This is a genomic window from Streptococcus oralis subsp. tigurinus, from assembly GCF_002356415.1.
Taxonomy (GTDB): domain Bacteria; phylum Bacillota; class Bacilli; order Lactobacillales; family Streptococcaceae; genus Streptococcus; species Streptococcus oralis_F.
In genome coordinates, this window is the sequence record NZ_AP018338.1 from 553,014 (window position 1) to 573,974 (window position 20,961).

At 39.9% G+C, this 20,961-nt stretch carries 20 protein-coding genes, 1 tRNA gene and 1 pseudogene; 19 read left to right on the top strand and 3 right to left on the bottom strand.

What is annotated here, in order from left to right:
• Positions 1–79 precede the first annotated feature (79 nt).
• From vncR to STO1_RS02810, 11 genes and pseudogenes are all read left to right on the top strand, one after another.
• On the top strand, positions 80–736 hold the full coding sequence (gene vncR / locus STO1_RS02755) for a response regulator transcription factor VncR (RefSeq protein WP_096421864.1): 657 nt from the start codon (positions 80–82) through the stop codon (positions 734–736).
• The gene (gene vncS, locus STO1_RS02760; RefSeq protein ID WP_096421866.1) at positions 733–2,061 is read left to right on the top strand and encodes a sensor histidine kinase VncS; all 1,329 of its coding nucleotides are present in this window, start codon (positions 733–735) and stop codon (positions 2,059–2,061) included. Before vncR ends, vncS begins: the two co-directional genes overlap by 4 nt.
• Positions 2,062–2,199: 138 nt before the next feature.
• Positions 2,200–3,081, top strand: coding sequence for a class II fructose-bisphosphate aldolase (locus STO1_RS02765; RefSeq protein WP_001019007.1), 882 nt, complete (start codon positions 2,200–2,202; stop codon positions 3,079–3,081).
• A 127-nt stretch (positions 3,082–3,208) separates the two neighbouring features.
• A pseudogene (locus tag STO1_RS02770) lies at positions 3,209–4,140 on the top strand (alpha/beta fold hydrolase).
• A 51-nt stretch (positions 4,141–4,191) separates the two neighbouring features.
• Positions 4,192–4,737 (top strand): histidine phosphatase family protein, encoded by a 546-nt coding sequence (locus STO1_RS02775; RefSeq protein WP_096421868.1) that lies wholly within the window; start codon positions 4,192–4,194, stop codon positions 4,735–4,737.
• 319 nt (positions 4,738–5,056) lie between these two features.
• A complete protein-coding gene (locus STO1_RS02785) occupies positions 5,057–6,049 on the top strand; it encodes an ABC transporter ATP-binding protein (protein ID WP_007520420.1) in 993 nt (330 codons plus the stop codon).
• Between the two features lies 1 nt (position 6,050).
• The gene (locus STO1_RS02790; RefSeq protein ID WP_096421870.1) at positions 6,051–6,869 is read left to right on the top strand and encodes an ABC transporter permease; all 819 of its coding nucleotides are present in this window, start codon (positions 6,051–6,053) and stop codon (positions 6,867–6,869) included.
• A gap of 1 nt (position 6,870) precedes the next feature.
• Positions 6,871–7,656, top strand: coding sequence for an ABC transporter permease (locus tag STO1_RS02795; RefSeq protein ID WP_096421872.1), 786 nt, complete (start codon positions 6,871–6,873; stop codon positions 7,654–7,656).
• Positions 7,657–7,756: 100 nt separating this feature from the next.
• Positions 7,757–7,829 (top strand) — tRNA-Thr (locus STO1_RS02800).
• 294 nt (positions 7,830–8,123) lie between these two features.
• Complete coding sequence (locus STO1_RS02805; RefSeq protein WP_007520417.1) at positions 8,124–8,993, top strand: DUF6287 domain-containing protein; 870 nt, start codon at positions 8,124–8,126, stop codon at positions 8,991–8,993.
• Between the two features lie 227 nt (positions 8,994–9,220).
• The gene (locus STO1_RS02810) at positions 9,221–9,538 is read left to right on the top strand and encodes a hypothetical protein (protein ID WP_096421874.1); all 318 of its coding nucleotides are present in this window, start codon (positions 9,221–9,223) and stop codon (positions 9,536–9,538) included.
• A gap of 29 nt (positions 9,539–9,567) precedes the next feature.
• On the opposite strand, the gene STO1_RS02815 is transcribed toward STO1_RS02810, so the two are convergent.
• Together STO1_RS02815 and STO1_RS02820 are read right to left on the bottom strand one after the other, a co-directional pair.
• Complete coding sequence (locus tag STO1_RS02815; protein WP_096421876.1) at positions 9,568–11,367, bottom strand: N-acetylmuramoyl-L-alanine amidase; 1,800 nt, start codon at positions 11,365–11,367, stop codon at positions 9,568–9,570.
• Positions 11,368–11,424: 57 nt separating this feature from the next.
• Positions 11,425–12,333, bottom strand: coding sequence for a LysR family transcriptional regulator (locus tag STO1_RS02820; RefSeq protein WP_096421878.1), 909 nt, complete (start codon positions 12,331–12,333; stop codon positions 11,425–11,427).
• Between the two features lie 103 nt (positions 12,334–12,436).
• On the opposite strand from STO1_RS02820, the gene STO1_RS02825 reads away from it, so the two are divergent.
• From STO1_RS02825 to STO1_RS02835, 3 genes are all read left to right on the top strand, one after another.
• The gene (locus STO1_RS02825; RefSeq protein ID WP_050540635.1) at positions 12,437–12,667 is read left to right on the top strand and encodes a YqgQ family protein; all 231 of its coding nucleotides are present in this window, start codon (positions 12,437–12,439) and stop codon (positions 12,665–12,667) included.
• Entirely contained in the window at positions 12,667–13,047 is a 381-nt protein-coding gene (locus STO1_RS02830) for a rhodanese-like domain-containing protein (protein ID WP_007520409.1), read from the top strand. Before STO1_RS02825 ends, STO1_RS02830 begins: the two co-directional genes overlap by 1 nt.
• An 86-nt stretch (positions 13,048–13,133) precedes the next feature.
• Positions 13,134–13,367, top strand: a complete 234-nt coding sequence (locus STO1_RS02835) for a hypothetical protein (RefSeq protein WP_007520408.1) — start codon at positions 13,134–13,136, stop codon at positions 13,365–13,367.
• A 40-nt stretch (positions 13,368–13,407) separates the two neighbouring features.
• Here STO1_RS02835 and STO1_RS02840 read toward each other — a convergent pair whose 3' ends face one another.
• A complete protein-coding gene (locus tag STO1_RS02840) occupies positions 13,408–14,133 on the bottom strand; it encodes a 16S rRNA pseudouridine(516) synthase (RefSeq protein WP_057488609.1) in 726 nt (241 codons plus the stop codon).
• Between the two features lie 159 nt (positions 14,134–14,292).
• On the opposite strand from STO1_RS02840, the gene typA reads away from it, so the two are divergent.
• The 5 genes from typA (at position 14,293) to murD (ending at position 20,961) form a co-directional block, all read left to right on the top strand.
• Entirely contained in the window at positions 14,293–16,134 is a 1,842-nt protein-coding gene (gene typA / locus STO1_RS02845; RefSeq protein WP_096421880.1) for a translational GTPase TypA, read from the top strand.
• A gap of 20 nt (positions 16,135–16,154) precedes the next feature.
• Positions 16,155–16,409 (top strand): DUF3165 family protein, encoded by a 255-nt coding sequence (locus STO1_RS02850; protein ID WP_000262659.1) that lies wholly within the window; start codon positions 16,155–16,157, stop codon positions 16,407–16,409.
• A 431-nt stretch (positions 16,410–16,840) separates the two neighbouring features.
• Entirely contained in the window at positions 16,841–18,862 is a 2,022-nt protein-coding gene (locus STO1_RS02855; RefSeq protein ID WP_096421883.1) for a bacteriocin-associated integral membrane family protein, read from the top strand.
• Position 18,863: 1 nt separating this feature from the next.
• On the top strand, positions 18,864–19,505 hold the full coding sequence (locus STO1_RS02860; RefSeq protein ID WP_000571283.1) for an ABC transporter ATP-binding protein: 642 nt from the start codon (positions 18,864–18,866) through the stop codon (positions 19,503–19,505).
• Between the two features lie 103 nt (positions 19,506–19,608).
• Positions 19,609–20,961 (top strand): UDP-N-acetylmuramoyl-L-alanine--D-glutamate ligase, encoded by a 1,353-nt coding sequence (gene murD / locus STO1_RS02865; RefSeq protein ID WP_096421885.1) that lies wholly within the window; start codon positions 19,609–19,611, stop codon positions 20,959–20,961.

Sequence of the window (20,961 nt, forward strand, 5' to 3'; positions counted from 1 at the left end):
TTGAGTATAAAGCTCTTTCCTATCAGGATGAAACAGAGAAGATTTACAAGAAATTTAAAGGAATGTGAAACGTTTTTCTATGAAAATTTTAATTGTAGAAGATGAAGAGATGATCCGTGAGGGGATCAGTGATTATTTGGCGGATTGTGGTTATGAAACCGTTGAAGCAGCAGATGGTCAGGAAGCTCTGGAAAAATTTTCCAGCTATGAAGTTGCTCTAGTACTGCTGGATATCCAGATGCCCAAGCTCAATGGTTTAGAAGTCCTAGCTGAGATTCGTAAGACCAGTCAGGTTCCTGTCTTGATGCTGACTGCCTTTCAGGATGAGGAATATAAGATGAGTGCTTTTGCTTCGCTAGCAGATGGCTATCTGGAAAAACCCTTCTCCCTCTCCCTCTTAAAAGTGAGGGTAGACGCGATTTTCAAGCGCTACTACGATACGGGACGAATCTTCTCCTATAAGGATACCAAGGTGGATTTTGAGAGCTATAGTGCAAGCATAGCAGGTCAAGAAATAGCCATCAATGCCAAAGAGTTGGAAATTTTGGACTATCTGGTAAAAAATGAAGGACGGGCTTTGACTCGATCTCAGATAATCGATGCCGTTTGGAAGGTGACAGATGAGGTTCCCTTTGACCGTGTTATTGATGTTTATATCAAGGAACTACGGAAAAAGCTAGACTTGGATTGTATCCTCACTGTGCGCAATGTTGGTTATAAATTGGAGCGAAAATGAAACGAACAGGTTTATTTACAAAGATATTTATCTATACCTTCTCAATTTTTAGTGTTCTGGTTATTTGCCTTCATTTAGCTATTTATTTTCTTTTTCCTTCGACTTATCTGAGCCATCGTCAGGAAACCATTGGTCAGAAAGCGACAGCCATTTCCCAGTCCCTAGAAGGAAAGGATAGGCAAAGTATCGAGCAAGTGTTAGAATTGTATTCCCAGACTAGTGATATCAAGGGGGCCGTCAAGGGAGAGATGACCGAGGACAAGTTAGAAGTCAAGGACAGTCTTCCTCTGGATACAGACCGCCAGACTACCTCTCTCTTTATCGAGGAGCGTGAGGTGAAAACGCAAGATGGTAGCACCATGACTCTGCAATTTCTAGCTTCGATGGATTTGCAAAAGGAAGCAGAGCAAATTAGCCTCCAGTTTCTTCCCTATACCTTGCTGGCATCGTTTTTGATTTCCCTCTTGGTAGCCTACATCTACGCTCGAACCATTGTTGCCCCGATTTTGGAAATCAAGCGGGTAACCCGTCGGATGATGGATCTGGATGCTCAAGTGCGATTGCGCGTGGATTCCAAGGATGAGATTGGTGATCTCAAGGAACAAATCAATAGCCTTTACCAGCATCTCTTAACAGTTATTGCCGATTTGCATGAGAAAAATGAAGCCATTCTCCAGCTGGAAAAGATGAAGGTCGAGTTCTTACGAGGGGCCTCTCATGAATTGAAAACACCCCTGGCTAGTTTGAAAATCCTAATCGAAAATATGAAAGAGAATATCGGTCGTTACAAGGATAGGGACCACTATCTGGGAGTAGCTTTGGGGATTGTGGATGACCTCAGTCACCACGTTCTTCAGATACTTTCTCTTTCTTCTGTTCAAGAATTACGAGAGGAGAAGGAGAACATTGACCTACTCCAGATGACGCAAACTCTGGTTAAGGATTATGCTTTGTTAGCTAAGGAAAGAAAAGTTCAGATAGAGATTAGCCTGACCCATCAGCAGGCTTACATAAACCCATCTGTGATGAAACTGATCCTATCTAATATCATCAGCAATGCTATCAAGCACTCCATTCCAGGGGGCTTGGTTCGTATCGGAGAGAGAGAAGGGGACATCTATATCGAGAATAGCTGTAGTCCAGAAGAACAAGAAAAATTGGCCCAGTCTTTTTCTGGCAATGCTAGTCGCAAGGCCAAGGGTTCAGGAATGGGACTCTTTGTGGTCAAAAGTTTATTAGAACACGAGAATTTATCTTATCATTTTGAGATGCAAGATGATCGTTTGACCTTCTTCATGTCTTATCCTAAAATAGCCCAAGATTAAGAGAAGAAAGGGTTTGCATATATTGAGCTATAAGAAATTCAATCTAAAGCATGGGAAAAACTAGCTTTTTTTGTCAAAAAGTGATAAAATGAACAATGTAAATGGGATGTCCCAAAAAATATATAGGAGGCCTGACAAATGGCAATCGTTTCAGCAGAAAAATTTGTCCAAGCAGCTCGTGACAACGGTTATGCAGTTGGTGGATTTAACACAAACAATCTTGAGTGGACTCAAGCTATCTTGCGTGCAGCAGAAGCTAAAAAAGCTCCAGTTTTGATCCAAACTTCTATGGGTGCTGCGAAATACATGGGCGGTTACAAAGTATGTAAACTTCTCATCGAAAACCTTGTAGAATCAATGGGAATTACTGTACCAGTTGCTATTCACCTTGACCATGGTCATTATGAAGATGCACTTGAATGTATCCGAGTTGGTTATACTTCAGTTATGTTTGACGGTTCACACCTTCCAGTTGAAGAAAACCTTGAAAAAGCTCGTAAAGTTGTAGAATTTGCCCATGCAAACGGCGTATCAGTAGAAGCTGAAGTTGGTACTATCGGTGGTGAAGAAGACGGAATCATTGGTGATGGCGAATTGGCTCCAATTGAAGATGCTAAAGCAATGGTTGCAACTGGTATTGACTTCTTGGCAGCTGGTATTGGTAACATCCACGGTCCTTACCCAGCAAACTGGAAAGGTCTTCACCTTGATCACTTGCAAAAATTGACAGAAGCAGTTCCAGGCTTCCCAATCGTATTGCATGGTGGTTCAGGTATTCCTGATGACCAAATCCAAGCAGCTATCAAACTTGGTGTTGCGAAAGTTAACGTTAACACTGAATGCCAAATCGCATTTGCTAACGCAACTCGTAAATTTGTTGCTGAATACGAAGCAAACGAAGCAGAATACGATAAGAAGAAACTCTTTGACCCACGTAAATTCTTGAAACCAGGTTTCGAAGCAATTACAGAAGCTGTTGAAGAACGTATCGACGTATTCGGTTCAGAAGGTAAAGCTTAATCTGGCTGAACAATACAGAAAGAACCTGCCCATTGGGTGGGTTTTTTTGAGTGAATATATAGCTAATATACTGTAGAAGAAGCAATCTTAAGTTGCTAAAAGGTTCTATTTTTTGTACAATAATGCTATGAAAACACTAAAAAAATGTTGCCTTGGCTTTATTAGTTTCATTCTTTTGTTTTTAGTAGCTACATTTATCTTTCACTGTATTAGTTTAGAAAAGGAACAAGCCTCCTTAACACCTATGGGGCAAACTGTTCTTGTCAATGGTCATCAAATGAATATTTACGTTCAAGGTAAAGGATCTGAGACGATAGTATTTCTTTCAGGTGCTGGAATTGCTTCTCCGATCTTGGACTTTAAGAATGTGTCGATTCCTTATCGAAAAGATACAAGGTAGTCATCGTGGAGCGAGCTGGCTATGGTTATAGTGAGGATAGTAATCAATCTAGAGATGTGATGGAGGTTCTTTCTGAAACTCGTCAAGCCTTGTCACAGGCTAATCTTTCAGGTCCATTTATCATCATATCTCATTCCATGGCCAGTCTTGAGAGTCTGGCTTGGCAGGAAAAATATCCTGATGAAGTGAAAGCCTTGATTGGTCTGGATTGGGCACTGCCGTCAAGTTATGAGGATTTAAAGAACAATCAAGCCTTGCTTACTGTGGCATTTTGGAGCAGTAAGATTGGCTTATTACGCTACTTCCCTGAGTCCTTTTATATAAAAAATCCAACTCTGATCGAAAGTGAACGAAAACAATATAAAAATTTAGCTTATAAGCAGTTGATGTCACAAGCTATGCTTCATGAATCCCAAACGGTAAAGGAAAATGCCAAGAAAGTTCCCTCTAGAATCAATCAGAAAATCCCTACCTTACTCCTGGTTTCTAACGGTCAAGATACAAGCTTTAGTCAATCTGAGTGGCAGCGCTACGCAGAGAAATTTGCTAGTGAACAGTCTAATGTGAAGGTCATCTATATGGATGCACCACACGACCTCTATCATTATCAAAGCGATGCTATTGTTTCTCGCATTAAAGAATTTTTAGAGAATAATTGAGGGCTTAAAAATCCATTGAGACTGATGATAATAATTGAAAGGTAGTGACTTATGAATAATTCTTATATTTTACTTAGACATGCTCATTCAAGATTTTCAAGTGATGATTTTAATAGAACTTTATCAGAAAAAGGATTTTCATCTCTTGACCAGTTAGAGTTTTTGAATTCTTTTAATATTGATTATTATTTTTCTAGTCCTTATAAACGAGCATTTGAAACGATTAATAGCTCGCCAATTCAATTTGATAAAATAGTTCTTGATAATAGGTTACGAGAGAGAAAATTATCTTCAACCTTTATAAAAGATTCTGAGTTTGAAGACAGTATTAAATATTTATGGCAAAATCCTAGTGAATCTCTTTCAGAAGGGGAATCAAATCAAGACGCACTAGCTAGAGTACTAAATTTTTTAATGGAATTGGAAGAGAGATACTCAGAAAAAACGATTTTACTTAGTTCACACGGGAATTTGATAGGAATACTACTAAATCACTTTGATTCCAGTTTTGATTATGAAAAATGGGAGCAAATGACCTTTCCAGATTGTTTTCTAATTGATAGAAATGGGATTGTGAAAAGAATTATGAAAGATTAGTTCTTTGATTAAATAGTGAATCATATTGATCAAAATAGTTTGCTTTTTACAATTCGTAACCTGCCCCTAAGGGCAGGTTTTTTGTGTTTTAAAGAAATTATCAAACAAGAATTTTTGATTCAAAAGTATTACATTAAGAGAGAAGTCTCTAATTTCACAATCTACAGGCAAACGCTTGCATTCCGTTTTTTATTGAACTATAATAGGTTGGTATAAAGTCTTTTGTAATAATAAAATGTAGAAGATTTAGAAGGTAAGGATTTAGAATATTTGTAGTCAAAAATACGATGTTTCTATTCCTTACGATAGGGAGAGAAATATGGCAATGATAGAAGTGGAACATCTCCAGAAAAATTTTGTGAAGACTGTTAAAGAACCGGGATTGAAGGGGGCTTTGCGCTCCTTTATTCATCCTGAAAAGCAGACCTTTGAAGCGGTCAAGGATTTGACTTTCGAAGTACCAAAGGGCCAAATTTTAGGCTTTATTGGAGCTAATGGTGCTGGGAAGTCGACAACTATTAAGATGCTGACAGGGATTTTAAAACCGACATCTGGTTTTTGTCGGATTAACGGCAAGATTCCGCAAGATAATCGCCAAGATTATGTTAAGGATATCGGGGTTGTCTTTGGACAACGTACCCAGCTATGGTGGGATTTGGCTCTGCAAGAGACCTATACGGTCTTGAAAGAGATTTACGATGTGCCAGATTCGCTTTTTCAGAAGCGCATGGATTTTTTGAATGAAGTCTTGGACTTGAAGGAATTTATCAAGGACCCCGTGCGAACTCTTTCACTGGGACAACGGATGCGGGCGGACATTGCGGCTTCCTTGCTTCACAATCCCAAGGTTCTCTTTTTAGATGAGCCGACTATTGGTCTGGATGTTTCTGTCAAGGATAACATTCGTCGAGCCATTACCCAGATTAATCAGGAGGAAGAAACAACCATCCTCTTGACCACTCATGACTTGAGTGATATTGAGCAACTTTGTGATCGGATTTTCATGATTGACAAGGGGCAGGAGATTTTTGATGGAACGGTGAGTCAACTCAAGGAAACCTTTGGCAAGATGAAGACTCTTTCCTTTGAATTGGTGCCAGGGCAAAGTCATCTCCTTTCTCACTATGAAGGCTTTCCTGATATGACTATTGATAGACAAGGGAATAGCCTTAATATTGAATTTGATAGTTCCTGCTACCAGTCAGCTGATATTATCAAGCAAACCCTGTCTGATTTTGAAATCCGCGATTTGAAGATGGTGGATACGGATATCGAGGATATTATCCGTCGCTTCTATCGAAAGGAGCTCTAAGATGGTCAAATTGTGGAGACGTTATAAACCCTTTATCAATGCAGGGGTTCAGGAGTTGATTACCTATCGAGTCAACTTTCTCCTTTATCGGATTGGCGATGTCATGGGTGCTTTTGTGGCCTTTTATCTCTGGAAGGCGGTCTTTGATTCCTCGCAAGATTCTTTGATTCAAGGCTTCAGCATGGCGGATATCACCCTCTACATCATCATGAGTTTTGTGACCCATATTTTGACTAGGTCGGATTCTTCCTTTATGATTGGTGATGAGGTCAAGGATGGTTCCATTATCATGCGTTTGTTGAGACCAGTGCATTTTGCAGCTTCGTACCTCTTTACGGAACTTGGATCCAAGTGGTTGATTTTTATCTCTGTTGGACTGCCATTTTTAAGTGTTATTGTATTGATGAAAATCTTATCTGGGCAAGGGGTTGTAGAAGTGCTAGGATTAACCATCCTTTATCTCTTTAGCTTAACCCTAGCCTACCTGATCAACTTTTTCTTTAATATCTGCTTTGGATTTTCAGCCTTTGTATTTAAAAATCTATGGGGTTCCAATCTACTCAAGACTTCCATAGTGGCCTTTATGTCTGGAAGCTTGATTCCCTTGGCTTTTTTTCCTAAGGTGGTTTCAGATATTCTGTCCTTCTTGCCTTTCTCATCCTTGATCTATACTCCGGTCATGATTATCGTTGGGAAATACGATGCTAGTCGGATTCTTCATGCGCTTTTGCTTCAGTTTTTCTGGCTCTTAGTGATGGTGGGTCTGTCTCAGTTGATTTGGAAACGAGTCCAGTCCTTCATCACTATTCAGGGAGGTTAGTATGAAAAAATATCAACGCATGCATCTGATTTTTATCAGACAATACATCAAGCAAATCATGGAATACAAGGTGGATTTTGTGGTTGGTGTGCTAGGAGTTTTTTTGACCCAAGGTCTGAATCTCTTGTTTCTCAATGTCATCTTTCAACATATCCCCTCGCTAGAAGGTTGGACTTTCCAAGAAATCGCTTTTATCTATGGATTTTCCTTGATTCCCAAGGGATTGGACCACCTCTTTTTTGACAATCTCTGGGCACTGGGGCAACGATTGGTGCGAAAGGGAGAGTTTGACAAGTATCTGACCCGTCCTATTAATCCGCTCTTCCACATCCTCGTTGAGACCTTTCAAATTGATGCCTTGGGCGAGCTCTTGGTCGGTGGCATTTTACTAGCGACAACAGTATCAAGCATTGCTTGGACTCTTCCCAAATTCTTGCTTTTCCTAGTCTGTATTCCTTTTGCGACCTTGATTTATACTTCCTTTAAAATCGCGACAGCCAGTATCGCTTTTTGGACCAAGCAGTCAGGTGCTATGATTTACATTTTTTATATGTTTAATGACTTTGCTAAGTATCCGATTACCATTTACAATTCGCTTCTTCGTTGGTTGATTAGCTTTATCATCCCTTTCGCCTTTACAGCTTACTATCCTGCTAGCTATTTCTTACAGGACAAGGATGGACTCTTTAATATCGGTGGTTTGATGCTGATTTCCCTTGTTTTCTTTGCTATTTCTTTAAAACTCTGGGACAGGGGCTTGGATGCCTACGAAAGTGCGGGTTCGTAAAAGGAAGAATCTCAAAGCCTTGTCTCAGGATATGCTTTTTCTAATGGAGATGAAAATTTCTTGACATCTATTCTCAAAGTGCTATACTAAAAGGGTAATCGCCGATTTAGCTCAGTTGGTAGAGCAACGCACTCGTAACGCGTAGGTCACAGGTTCGATCCCTGCAATCGGCAGAATGAAGAAGTCCATTAGGGCTTCTTTTTTTGTAAATATAGGAAAGGTGGAACGTTTGAGATAGGTTCTATTTAACGTCTGAAACTCCTGCTTATAAATAAAAACTAAAATTTATATTTTGTGGTATAATATATTTTAATAAGCACTTGTTTTCGTTCCGTTTTAGAGGACTATAGGCTGTTAATCATTCTAGAATTTTTTGCATAGGTTTTCTAAAAATTATAAAAATCCGTGGATAATAACGAATGAAGTCTCGCAAGCTTGGCTGAATATAAATCAAAAAGGAGAAAATTATGAATAAGAAAGAACGAGAAAAACAATTTGAAGAGGTCAATGGACGTAAGCGGTCTGAATCAAAGTCGGCTCCGAATAAAAATATAAAAATCTATATTGGCCTAGCACTCGCTGCTTCAGTCACTCTCATCTTGGTAAGTATTTTCTCGCATTCTTTGATTGGAAAGAAAGAGTCAAATCAAGCATCGTCTGCCGTTTCAACTACAGAGTCAACAAGTCAATCGTCTACAAACCAAGGAAAAATAGATGAGACTGATAAGGATAAACAAGAGGAAATTCAAAAACTCAAGAATCAACTGACTGCTTTAGATACCAAAATTACGGAAGCAGAAGCACTTGTTAGCAAGTTGAAGAAAGAAACTACCGTTCCAAAACTAGATATTGAAGCAATCAAGAACAATGATCTATCTAGTTTAGAAGGTACTTGGCGTAGTCAATCTGGTAATGAATACATTATTAATGATTCTGGAGAAGTACGTGCGACTTGGTTTACAAATGATCAAAAGTACGAATCTGTAGTTGGATTAAAGGTATCAAAAGGTCAAGATAGTCGTAACCCTGAGACAGCTTCTCTCAGTGCGTGGGTGAAAGATTCTGTTGCTGGAGGATTTGTAGTAGTAGCTGTGCCAAGCGGAGTTGTTATGCAACCTGGGGATGATGGAAAGATTACGGATAAAAGTAATCATGCTGAGGAAAGACTTTTTTCTGGACAACAATATGAAGCGATGTTAATGAAACCAGAAGATGTTTATTATCGTGTGAAACCAGATGCTAGTAAACTTAATGAAGAGGAGAAGAATTTAGCTCAACTACAGGCTGAGCGTGAAGCAATCAAATCTTCTCTAGAATCTAAGGAAAAGAAAAACTAGATTGTATTCGTTCAAAAATACTGTTACAATCGGCAGAATCAAGAAGCCTTAATTAGGCTTCTTTTTTTGTTGTCGGTAATATTCAACCACTTAGACTGAGATAGAGACCAGATAGGCAAAAGAGGTTGTTCTGGGGGAAACCCTCTGCTATAATGATTTTTGTAAGGGGCGTGAAGGGTTGGTGCCAGACAACTCAAATTCCTAAAAAAAGAAAATGGAGACAAAAAATGAAAAAATTATTGGGACTTATATTTTTAGTAGCAGCAGCGCTAGTATTGTATTTCGGCTCTGTTGGATGGGCAAGTTTGGATGTCAACCTCTGGTCACTCATTCCGGTAGGATTGTTCCTCTATTTTACGCTAGAAAACTTTTTGAAAAAAGACTACAAGTCTAGTCTGATGTGCTTGATCATTGCCTTTGTCATTGTAAATGCTATTTTTGATCTCTTACCAATTTCAAGTGGTTTGGTAATTGCTGCCGGTGTGCTAGCATGTGTAGGACTTGGCTACCTCTTTCCTGATAAGGATAAACAAGAAGACAAATAAAAAGTCTCGAGATTTCTCGAGACTTTTTATTATTTACCAGCGTAATATTTTTGGATCCCTTTCACAATACCTGCGACCAGTTTATCTTGGTAGTGGCTATCTCTGATTTGTTGGTTTTCGGTGAAATTATCCATATAACCAAGCTCTAGGAGGACAGCTGGTTTGGCTGTTTCGCGTAGGACAGCAAAGCTGCTCTCCAACAGACCAGCATCCTTAGCTCCTGTTTCTGCTAGAAGAGAGGAGTGGATGGCAGCGGCGAGGCGTTTGCTTTCACTCATACGATCAGGGTGATTGTGCCAGTATTGATTAATCTTACTTGGATAATCAGGTTCATCTCTATAGGAGTAGGTTTGAATACCGCTCGCTTTTGAGTAGGTATTACCAGTAGCGTTGAAGTGAATACTGATAAAAATATCAGAGTTGGTCTTATTAACCATACGAGAACGTTCGGTAACAAAATCAACGTCAATATCACTATCACGAGAGGTGAGGACCTTGTAGCCCAGTTCTTCTAACTTAGCACGAAGTTTACGGTAAATCTGCATATTGAGATCTTTTTCAGCGACATTGTAGTAAAAAGCACCGGAATCTCGACCACCATGCCCAGGATCTAGGAAGATGGTATTGCTATATTGGCCTTTTGTAAATCCGCCTTCAGTTGAAACTTCAGAAATCCATTGGCCGTATTTTTGGAACAAGTGCTCCTTGCCGTCTATCTTGTAAGTTCCTGAAACATAATGTCCACTATCGTCCAGATAGTAACGAGCCTTGTAATAGTCGTCGTAAATCCACTCATTCTTGGCCATATAACCGCCAGACTTGAGGTAGTATGCCCCAATCCACTCTTGATTTGCATAACGGCCATCCGCTTTTAGATAGAACCAGCTATTGTAGGATTTATCAAAAATCCACTCTTTTTCCGCCATGGCCCCGCTGGCCTTGAGGTAGTAGCTTTCTTTCCATTTATTGGAAAGCATGACTCCATTTTGTTCAAAAGCATACCAAGAACCATTGATTTTCTCCCATTTGTCTTGGCTATATTTCCCATATTCATTAGCGTAATACCAATTTTCATTGATTTTCACCCAAGAGTTTTCTGCCATGGCCCCGCTACTGTCAAGCAGGTAGGCACCAATGGTTGTCTGGCTGAGCATCACGCCGTTTTTATCAAAGTAGTACCAAGAACCGTTGATTTTCTCCCACTTGTCTTGCGAGATTCTGCTAGATGGTGTGACATAGTACCAATTTTGGTCAACCTTCACCCAGCCATTGTTAGCCATAGCCCCACTTTTAGTAAGGAGATAACCATCAACGATTGTCTGACTGAGCATGACGCCATCTTTGTCGAAGTAGTACCAAACTCCTCCGATTTTTTCCCATTTTTGCTGGATGATTTTTCCAGACTCACTGGTGTAGTACCATTTCCCTTCAAGAACCACCCAACTATTTTCTACCATGACCCCGTCTTTATTGAGAACATAGCCGTCAAAGATAGTATCGCTGAGTCGATTTCCCTCTTGGTCAAAATAGAACCACTTATCTTGAATTTTTTTCCATCTTAGGACAGGCTGATTATTTTCATAGAAACGCCACTGCTTGTTTTCTTCCTGCCATCCTTCTTTTTTAGGGGCTTCTTCTTTTGTCTTGTCTTTTGGAAGTGATGCAACCTCCTCTTCAGTTTTAGTTGAAAGATCTTTCTTATCTTCCTTAGAGTTGCTTTGTTCGGTGGTAGCAGGAGGATTAGCGTTGCTTTCCTCTGCGTAGATAGGTGCTTGGGTCAATCCTGCCATTGAAAGGACAACAGCACTTGCCAATATAAACTTTTTCAACGATATTCTCCAATCATTATTTTCTAAGAAATATTATAAAATATGTCTGATGGTTTATCAACTATCAAACTGAACTTCTTCTACTAAGTATTCGATAAAGCGTTCACCCATCTTAGACAGGCTGGTTTTTTCATGCTGGATATAGACTAGTTCAATCGGGTCGTCAATGTCCAGTGGAATGGAAACGATATTGTCTCCGTTGAGGTTGCTGTTCAAAATCCCTGTTGCAATGGTGTAACCATCCAAACCAATCAAGAGGTTAAAGAGGGTGGCGCGGTCACTGACAACAATGGATTTCTTGTGGTGCTCTTGTGAAAGAATCTCCTCTGAAAAGTAGAAGGAATTGTGCGTCCCCTGGTCATAACTCAGATAAGGAAAGTCTTCCAAATCAGCCAGTTTGACCTTATCTTTTTTAGCTAGAGGGTTGGTCTTGCTGACAAAGATATGGGGTTGAGCGGTAAAGAGGTGGTGAGTTAAGAGGTGGTTGTCATCTAGCATTTTCGTTAAAACATCGCGGTTGTAGCTGTTTAAAAAGAGGACACCGACCTCGCTACGGAAGTTCTTGACGTCATCGATAATCTCCCAAGTCCGAGTTTCACGAAGGAAGAGCTCGTATTTCTCCATATCACTTTTCTTGAGCAGAGAGACAAAGGCATTGACTACAAAGGCATAGTGCTGAGAGGAAACGCTGAAAAGTTCGCGGTGGGCGATAGGATTTTTATAGCGTTCCTCAAGAAGCTGCGTTTGCTCAACGACCTGACGGGCATAGGAGAGAAACTCCATCCCATCACGGGTTAAGGTAATGCCCTTGGGATTGCGGATAAAGATTTCAATACCCATTTCATTTTCCAAGTCTCGAACGGCATTAGAGAGACTGGGTTGGGTGATAAAGAGTTGCTTGGCTGCCTCATTCATAGAGCCAGTTTCGACGATTTTGATAATATAGTGTAGTTGTTGAATTCTCATGTTTTTATTGTACCACACTTGCGGAAGAATGGGCAATGAAGACGAAGAAAATAGGGGGGAAAGAGCCGGTCCAGTATTGAAAAAAAGTCTAGAATCTGCTAAAATGGAAGCTATGAAAACATTCTATGATGTGCAGCAATTTCTCAAACAGTTTGGCATTATTGTTTACATGGGGAAGCGCTTGTATGATATTGAACTGATGAAGCTCGAACTCTCTCGGATCTATGATGCAGGTCTCATGGACAAGCTAGATTACTTAGAAGCGGAAGCTGTTCTCCGCAGGGAGCACAAGATAGAATTAGACTATATTGAGAAAAATGGAGAAATGAACTAATGGTTACTTGGATTTTGTGGGCACTTATACTGGCAATGGTGGCATGGATGGGCTATAACTACCTTCGTATTCGTCGTGCGGCTAAGATTGTGGACAATGCAGAATTTGAAGCCTTGATTCGGAAAGGGCAATTGATTGATGTCCGTGAACCAGCAGAATTTCACAGAAAACATATCCTCGGAGCTCGCAATATTCCTTCAAATCAGTTGAAGTCAAGCCTTGCAGCCCTTCGCAAGGATAAACCTGTCCTTCTCTACGAAAACCAACGTGGACAACGAGTGACCAATGCAGCACTTTATCTGAAAAAACAAGGTTTTTCTGAGATTTATATCCTTTCTTATGGATTGGATTCTTGGAAAGGGAAAGTGAAAACGAGCTAACATTCTATTAAAAACTGTCGAATGATAGATAAAGCTAGCATTTTAAGGTATCATCATTTATATTAAATTTAAGGAGATTTTATAATATGAATTCACAACAAAAGAAAAAACCTTCACTTATTTTAGGTATCTTATCTATCGTCCTTGGTTTGCTATCTCCGATAGTGGGTCTGATTTTGGGGATCATAGGATTGGTCTTGGCTTTTTCGTACCAAAAAGAATCTGGACTAGACTATAAAACAGAAAAGATTCTCAATATCGTAGGACTTGTAGTTTCTGTCCTTAACTGGATTGCAGCCATCGCATTAGTTTTTAGATAAGTAAAAACAAAAAAAGCTTTAAATTTAAAGCTTTTTTCTTTTATCCACTTTTCTCTAAGTAGTTTTTAATGATTTCCAATTCCTCTGGATTCAAGGGACGGAATTGCCCTTCTACTAGTTCTAGGTCTAATGTAAAATCACCGAATTGGACGCGTTTTAGGGCAGTCACCTTGACACCAACTGATAGAAACATCTTCTTGACTTGATGAAATTTGCCCTCAGAGATGGTGATGGAGGCACGGCTCTCTGTTGGGCTTGCGGACAGAATGTCTAGTTTTGCAGGTTTACAAGTAGTCCCATCTAAAAAGACAATCCCATCTTTGAATTTTTGGATATGTTCTGGTGTGAGCAGTCCGTTGACCACCACTTGATAGGATTTATCGACATGGTACTGGGGATGAAGGAGCTGAAAACCAAGAGGTCCATTGTCTGTCAGAAGGAGCAGTCCCGTCGTGTCACGGTCTAATCTGCCGACAGCATAGAGCTGGTCAGACTGGATGTCAGGTGGAAGGAGGTCCATGACGGTTGGTAGGTCCTTATCCTGACTGGCTGTCACCACTCTACCTGGTTTATGAAGCATGAGGTAGGTGTGCTTGTATCCTTGAATCTGCCGTCCTTGAAAAACTAGTTTCTGCAATCCAGTATCGACATTTTGAGCGAGGGAGTTGGCTGGACAATCATCTACTAGGATTTCTTTTTTCAGGAGTGCCTGTTTCATAGCCTTGCGACTGATCATTTCTTGGGCTAATAATCTATCTAAACGCATACCAGCTTATCTTATCATAAGTCTCTGACTTTGAAAAGAGTTGCCTTGACTAGAAAAGTAGAGTGAAAACATTTACACTTAGCTGAACTGTGATTTTTGAATGAGACTGTGGTATAATTGTTCAGTTAGAAATAAAAATTTAAAATATTAGAGGAAATCATGACAAAATTAAGAGAAGATATCCGTAACATTGCGATTATCGCCCACGTTGACCACGGTAAAACAACCCTCGTTGACGAATTATTGAAACAATCTGAAACTCTTGATGCACGTACTGAATTGGCAGAGCGTGCTATGGACTCAAACGATATCGAAAAAGAGCGTGGAATTACCATCCTTGCTAAGAATACAGCCGTTGCTTACAATGGAACTCGTATCAACATCATGGACACACCAGGACACGCGGACTTCGGTGGAGAAGTTGAGCGTATCATGAAAATGGTTGACGGTGTTGTATTGGTCGTAGATGCCTACGAAGGAACCATGCCACAAACTCGTTTCGTATTGAAAAAAGCCTTGGAACAAGATCTTGTTCCAATCGTGGTTGTAAATAAAATCGACAAACCATCAGCTCGCCCAGCAGAAGTAGTAGACGAAGTGTTGGAACTCTTCATTGAGCTTGGTGCAGATGATGACCAGCTTGATTTCCCAGTTGTTTATGCTTCAGCGATAAACGGAACATCTTCATTGTCAGATGATCCAGCTGATCAAGAAAAAACAATGGCACCAATCTTTGATACCATTATCGATCATATCCCAGCTCCAGTAGACAACTCAGATGAGCCTTTGCAGTTCCAAGTGTCACTTTTGGACTACAATGACTTCGTAGGTCGTATTGGTATCGGACGTGTCTTCCGTGGTAGTGTGAAGGTTGGGGACCAAGTTACCCTTTCTAAACTAGACGGCACAACGAAAAACTTCCGTGTTACAAAACTTTTTGGTTTCTTTGGTTTGGAGCGTCGTGAAATCCAAGAAGCAAAAGCAGGTGACTTGATTGCCGTATCCGGTATGGAAGATATCTTTGTTGGTGAAACCATTACTCCAACAGATGCCGTTGAACCTCTTCCAATCCTACACATTGATGAGCCAACGCTTCAAATGACCTTCTTGGTAAACAATTCACCATTTGCAGGTCGTGAAGGAAAATGGGTAACCTCTCGTAAGGTGGAAGAACGCTTGCAAGCAGAACTGCAAACAGACGTATCCCTTCGTGTTGACCCAACGGACTCACCAGATAAATGGACTGTTTCAGGACGTGGAGAGTTGCACTTGTCAATCCTTATCGAAACCATGCGTCGTGAGGGGTATGAACTTCAAGTATCTCGTCCAGAAGTTATCGTAAAAGAGATTGATGGCGTTAAGTGCGAACCATTTGAACGTGTCCAAATCGACACACCAGAAGAATACCAAGGTTCTGTCATCCAAAGCCTTTCAGAACGTAAAGGTGAAATGCTAGATATGGTGGCTACAGGAAATGGACAGACTCGTTTGGTCTTCTTGGTTCCTGCCCGTGGTTTGATTGGTTACTCTACTGAGTTCTTATCTATGACTCGCGGTTATGGAATTATGAACCATACCTTTGATCAATACCTGCCAGTGATTCCTGGTGAAATTGGTGGTCGCCATCGTGGTGCCCTTGTATCAATTGATGCTGGTAAGGCTACAACATACTCTATCATGTCTATTGAAGAACGCGGAACGATCTTTGTCAACCCAGGTACTGAGGTTTATGAAGGAATGATCATTGGTGAAAACTCTCGTGAAAACGACTTGACAGTTAACATCACTAAGGCGAAACAAATGACCAACGTCCGTTCAGCTACCAAGGACCAAACAGCTGTTATCAAGACACCTCGTATCTTGACCCTGGAAGAATCTTTGGAATTCTTGAATGATGATGAATACATGGAAGTAACACCAGAGTCCATCCGTCTGCGTAAGCAAATCCTCAACAAGGCAGAGCGTGAGAAAGCCAACAAAAAGAAAAAATCAGCTGAGTAACAGCTAGGAAAGAGATAAAGATGGTCTATTTAATCATAGGGATACTCTTATTACTACTCTATGTATTTGCGACACCCCAAAGTATCAAAGGAACAGTCAACATCGTTATCTTGGTCTTTGTAGTTGTTGCACTCTTGATTTTGCTGATGTTGTCCATCTTGCAAATCTTCCAATTACCGACAGAATTCTTTGTCACAATCGCCATGCTTGCCCTTGCCTACTTTAGCTTGAGAGATATTACACTCATGCCTGTAAAAAAGGGTAAAAGAAGATAAATAGAAAGAGAGCTGCGGCTCTCTTTTTCGATTTAAAATAAGATTTTTAAGACTTTCCTTAGGTGATTACGGACGGTAGCGACTTTCTTCGAAATTCCATACCTAAACTTTGAGCCTATAGTCTCAAAGTTTCCGAATGCCTGAAATCTATTGTTTTCAGGCATTTTTATCACAACGGAAAGTCTAAGATTCCGTTTCTTGCAAAAAGGAATAAACCTAAAAATATTTTGTTCAAGTGAGTTTTTTTCCACATTTTAAGAGCTCTATATTGTTATAGAAGTTTAAAAAGTTAGTCCAAAAAAATATAATTATATTTTGCTAAAATCTATTGACAATTTATCATAATGGTGATAAATTTGCGATAATAGAAACCGATTTCATACTCTGAAATCTTACCTCCTGAAATCAATTTTCACCACAAGGAGTCTACTATGAAGAAACTATTCATATTATTATCAACTTTTTTTCTCAGCTTCTTCCTTGCTTGGATTATTGTCCTACGTGCGCCACAATATTTATATGCAAGCTATGATTCCGTTTCTTTGCTTCGTGTCAAAAAAGATACTCAGGAACCGACGCGTGAGGTATTTGAACAGGAATTGGAGAAGTTTGTAAACTCAGAACAGAGTTTAATAGCTAGAAGAATCGTAGAGCCGAGTAAGGATGGGACGACTCACTTTACTTATGCAACTTATGGTAAGGGAACATTACCAAAAGAATTCCAAGAAGCTAGCCAAGAAAGTCGTGAACGTAGTGATCCACTAAATAGTTATCTCATTTTATCAGGCTCCTTGACGAAAGAAAAGCTAGCCGATAAATTAGGAGATTTGGGTTATAAAGCAATTCCTGACCGAAAGACACCGCCCTATACTCTTGCTTTTAGAATGTTACTAATTCCCCTTATTTTAATTAGTTTAGCGATATTTGGCTTATCTTTCTTTGCTCTGGTGATTATTACTCGGATTAAGGAAATGAGAGCAGCAGGTATAAAACTCTTTTCTGGTCAGACTCTCTTATCCATCATGGGGCATTCTTTATCTACTGATATCAAATGGCTCCTTCTATCAGCCCTCCTTTCCTTCCTAGGTGGGGGAGTCGTTCTTTTTAGTCAAGGTTTGTTTTATCCTATCTTGTTAGCTACCTATGGTTTTGGGATTAGTTTCTATCTGTTGTTTTTATTGGCGATTTCAATTTTACTAATGCTTCTTTATCTAATGAGTTTGAGTTACAAAGCATTAGTTCCTGTTATTAAGGGAAGATTACCCCTTAAACGCTTGATGACTTTAACCCTATTGTGTCAGTTAGTAGCTGTTTTTACAGTAGGCTACGCTGTTAAGACAGGTTTGACGTCTTACCAACGATTGAAAGAACTTGAAATTTCAAAACAAGCATGGAAGGATAGAGCAGACTATTACCAGATTTCTTTTGGCTTAGGTGATAGAGTAAAAGATACAGAAAATCAGAGCAAGTGGTATGCCTTTGCCAAGGAAGCAATCGAAGAAGAACAGGCTCTATTTGTAAAAGATAATCTCATTCATTTTGCAAATCCTCAAGGAAAAAATGAAAAAGGGGAAACACTGGATACCTATAGTCCAGATGCTAATGTTCTCTATGTCAGTCCAAGTTATTTGGACAAGGAAAATGTGTCTGTCAATAATGAGACTAGACAGAAACTAGCTCATCTTCAAAAAGGGGAATTTGGACTCTTATTACCAGAATCTCTTCGTTCACAGGAAGCAGAACTTAAGAAAGTTTTTGAAGAAAGTTTGAACTACTACGGAAAATCAAGCGAGGACCAAGACGCTCCTTTAGAGTATGAAATGAGAGCGATTGTTAGCTATCTTCCAACAGGAGAAAAGCGGTTTGTTTATAATAACGGTGAAAGTCCAGTATCCGTCCAGTACTTAACCGATCCGATTTTAGTTGTGTTCACTCCTACATCTACAGGTGATAGTTTCATTTCAAAATCTGTTTGGTCTATTAATGCTGGAAATCGACTCTTTATCAAAGGATATGAGAGTGGACTAGCTCTCTTGAAGGAAGCTGGAATTTATGAGCAAGTATCCTATCTTAAAGAAGGAAGAAGTGTTTATCTAACTCGTTATAATGAAGTGCAAACTGAAACAGCAACTTTCATCTTAGGAGCTATTGTGGGGATAGCCAGTTCCTTGTTACTCTTTTATTCTGTCAATCTTCTATATTTCGAGCAATTCCGTCGAGATATCTTGATTAAACGAATTTCAGGTTTACGATTTTTTGAAACGCATGCTCAGTATATGGTTAGTCAATTTGCCAGTTTTGTATTTGGTGCTAGTCTCTTTATTTTACGCAGCAGAGACTGGGTAATTGGCTTGCTCACTTTATTAGTCTTTCTAGTTAGTGCAGTTCTGACGCTTTACCGTCAAGCGCAGAAAGAATCTCGTGTTTCTATGACAATTATGAAAGGAAAATAGGATGATTGAACTAAAGAATATATCTAAAAAATTTGGAAGCCGTCAGCTATTTTCAGATACTAATCTTCATTTTGAAGGTGGGAAAATTTATGCCTTAATCGGTACAAGTGGCTGTGGTAAGACAACACTCTTGAATATGATTGGACGATTAGAGCCATATGACAAAGGGCAAATCATCTATGATGGCACCTCTCTTAAAGACATTAAGCCCTCTGTTTTCTTTAGAGATTACTTGGGATATTTATTTCAAGATTTTGGCTTAATTGAAAGCCAAACGGTTAAAGAGAATCTCAATCTGGGTTTAGTTGGTAAAAAGTTGAAAGAAAAAGAGAAAATCTCTTTGATGAAACAAGCTCTAAACCGTGTAAACCTATCCTATTTGGACTTAAAGCAACCTATATTTGAGTTATCAGGAGGAGAAGCACAACGTGTTGCACTAGCGAAGATAATTTTAAAGGATCCACCTTTGATTCTCGCAGATGAACCAACCGCTTCCTTAGACCCCAAAAACTCTGAGGAATTACTTTCTATCCTAGAATCTTTAAAAAATCCGAATCGAACTATTATTATTGCGACCCACAATCCTCTGATTTGGGAACAAGTGGACCAAGTTATTCGAGTTACCGATTTATCACATAGATGATAAAAGAATATTAAGTTAGAAGAAAGAGCCACAAATACACTTTGTGGCTTTTTTATTTCCATAAAAATGGTAAAATAGTAGAAGTAGAAATGGAGTTTGAGACATGAAAGTAATCGATCAATTTAAAAATAAGAAAGTACTTGTTTTAGGTTTGGCTAAGTCTGGTGAGTCTGCGGCCCGTTTGTTGGACAAGCTAGGAGCTATTGTGACAGTAAATGACGGCAAGCCTTTTGAGGAAAATCCTGCTGCTCAAAGCTTGCTGGAAGAGGGAATCAAGGTTGTCACTGGTGGGCATCCTTTGGAACTCTTGGATGAAGATTTCGCTCTGATGGTGAAAAATCCAGGTATCCCGTATAGAAATCCCATGATTGAAAAGGCATTGGCAAAGGGGATTCCAGTCCTGACTGAGGTGGAATTGGCTTATTTAATCTCAGAAGCGCCAATTATCGGTATCACTGGTTCAAATGGGAAAACAACCACAACGACGATGATTGGGGAAGTTTTAACTGCTGCCGGCCAACATGGTCTTTTGTCAGGAAATATCGGCTATCCTGCTAGTCAAGTGGCTCAAACAGCGACAGACAAGGACACGCTCGTCATGGAACTTTCTTCTTTCCAACTGATGGGTGTCCAAGAATTCCATCCTGAGATTGCGGTTATTACCAACCTCATGCCAACTCATATCGACTATCATGGTTCTTTTGAGGAGTATGTGGCAGCTAAGTGGAATATTCAGAACAAGATGACAGCAGCTGATTTCCTTGTCTTGAACTTTAACCAAGACTTGGCAAAAGAATTGGCTACCAAAACACAAGCTACTGTTGTACCATTTTCAACACAGGAAAAGGTTGATGGAGCTTATTTGGAAGATGGTCAACTCTACTTCCGTGGAGAAGTGGTCATGGCAGCTAGTGAAATCGGTGTTCCAGGTAGCCACAATGTAGAAAATGCACTTGCGACTATTGCTGTAGCCAAGCTCCGTGGTGTGGATAACCAAACCATCAAGGAAACTCTTTCAGCCTTTGGTGGTGTCAAACACCGTCTCCAATTTGTGGATGAAATTCAGGGTGTCAAATTCTATAACGATAGCAAATCAACCAATATCTTAGCGACTCAAAAAGCCTTGTCAGGATTTGACAACAGTAAGGTTATCTTAATTGCAGGTGGTTTGGACCGTGGAAATGAGTTTGACGAATTGGTGCCAGATATCACAGGCCTCAAGCAGATGGTTATCCTCGGTCAATCTGCAGAACGTGTCAAACGGGCAGCGGATAAGGCTGGTGTGGCTTATGTAGATGCGACAGATATTGCTGATGCGACCCACAAGGCCTATGAGCTAGCGACTCAAGGAGATGTGGTTCTTCTCAGCCCTGCCAATGCTAGCTGGGATATGTATGCTAACTTTGAAGTACGTGGCGACCTCTTTATCGACACAGTAGCGGAGTTAAAGGAATAA

What these genes read in the sequence shown, in the direction of transcription:
- vncR (WP_096421864.1), top strand. Translation starts at nt 80, where the DNA reads ATGAAAATTTTAATTGTAGAAGATGAAGAGATGATCCGTGAGGGGATC.
- vncS (WP_096421866.1), top strand. Translation starts at nt 733, where the DNA reads ATGAAACGAACAGGTTTATTTACAAAGATATTTATCTATACCTTCTCA.
- STO1_RS02765 (WP_001019007.1), top strand. Translation starts at nt 2,200, where the DNA reads ATGGCAATCGTTTCAGCAGAAAAATTTGTCCAAGCAGCTCGTGACAAC.
- STO1_RS02775 (WP_096421868.1), top strand. Translation starts at nt 4,192, where the DNA reads ATGAATAATTCTTATATTTTACTTAGACATGCTCATTCAAGATTTTCA.
- STO1_RS02785 (WP_007520420.1), top strand. Translation starts at nt 5,057, where the DNA reads ATGGCAATGATAGAAGTGGAACATCTCCAGAAAAATTTTGTGAAGACT.
- STO1_RS02790 (WP_096421870.1), top strand. Translation starts at nt 6,051, where the DNA reads ATGGTCAAATTGTGGAGACGTTATAAACCCTTTATCAATGCAGGGGTT.
- STO1_RS02795 (WP_096421872.1), top strand. Translation starts at nt 6,871, where the DNA reads ATGAAAAAATATCAACGCATGCATCTGATTTTTATCAGACAATACATC.
- STO1_RS02805 (WP_007520417.1), top strand. Translation starts at nt 8,124, where the DNA reads ATGAATAAGAAAGAACGAGAAAAACAATTTGAAGAGGTCAATGGACGT.
- STO1_RS02810 (WP_096421874.1), top strand. Translation starts at nt 9,221, where the DNA reads ATGAAAAAATTATTGGGACTTATATTTTTAGTAGCAGCAGCGCTAGTA.
- STO1_RS02820 (WP_096421878.1), bottom strand. Translation starts at nt 12,333, where the DNA reads ATGAGAATTCAACAACTACACTATATTATCAAAATCGTCGAAACTGGC.
- STO1_RS02825 (WP_050540635.1), top strand. Translation starts at nt 12,437, where the DNA reads ATGGAAGCTATGAAAACATTCTATGATGTGCAGCAATTTCTCAAACAG.
- STO1_RS02830 (WP_007520409.1), top strand. Translation starts at nt 12,667, where the DNA reads ATGGTTACTTGGATTTTGTGGGCACTTATACTGGCAATGGTGGCATGG.
- STO1_RS02835 (WP_007520408.1), top strand. Translation starts at nt 13,134, where the DNA reads ATGAATTCACAACAAAAGAAAAAACCTTCACTTATTTTAGGTATCTTA.
- STO1_RS02840 (WP_057488609.1), bottom strand. Translation starts at nt 14,133, where the DNA reads ATGCGTTTAGATAGATTATTAGCCCAAGAAATGATCAGTCGCAAGGCT.
- typA (WP_096421880.1), top strand. Translation starts at nt 14,293, where the DNA reads ATGACAAAATTAAGAGAAGATATCCGTAACATTGCGATTATCGCCCAC.
- STO1_RS02850 (WP_000262659.1), top strand. Translation starts at nt 16,155, where the DNA reads ATGGTCTATTTAATCATAGGGATACTCTTATTACTACTCTATGTATTT.
- STO1_RS02855 (WP_096421883.1), top strand. Translation starts at nt 16,841, where the DNA reads ATGAAGAAACTATTCATATTATTATCAACTTTTTTTCTCAGCTTCTTC.
- STO1_RS02860 (WP_000571283.1), top strand. Translation starts at nt 18,864, where the DNA reads ATGATTGAACTAAAGAATATATCTAAAAAATTTGGAAGCCGTCAGCTA.
- murD (WP_096421885.1), top strand. Translation starts at nt 19,609, where the DNA reads ATGAAAGTAATCGATCAATTTAAAAATAAGAAAGTACTTGTTTTAGGT.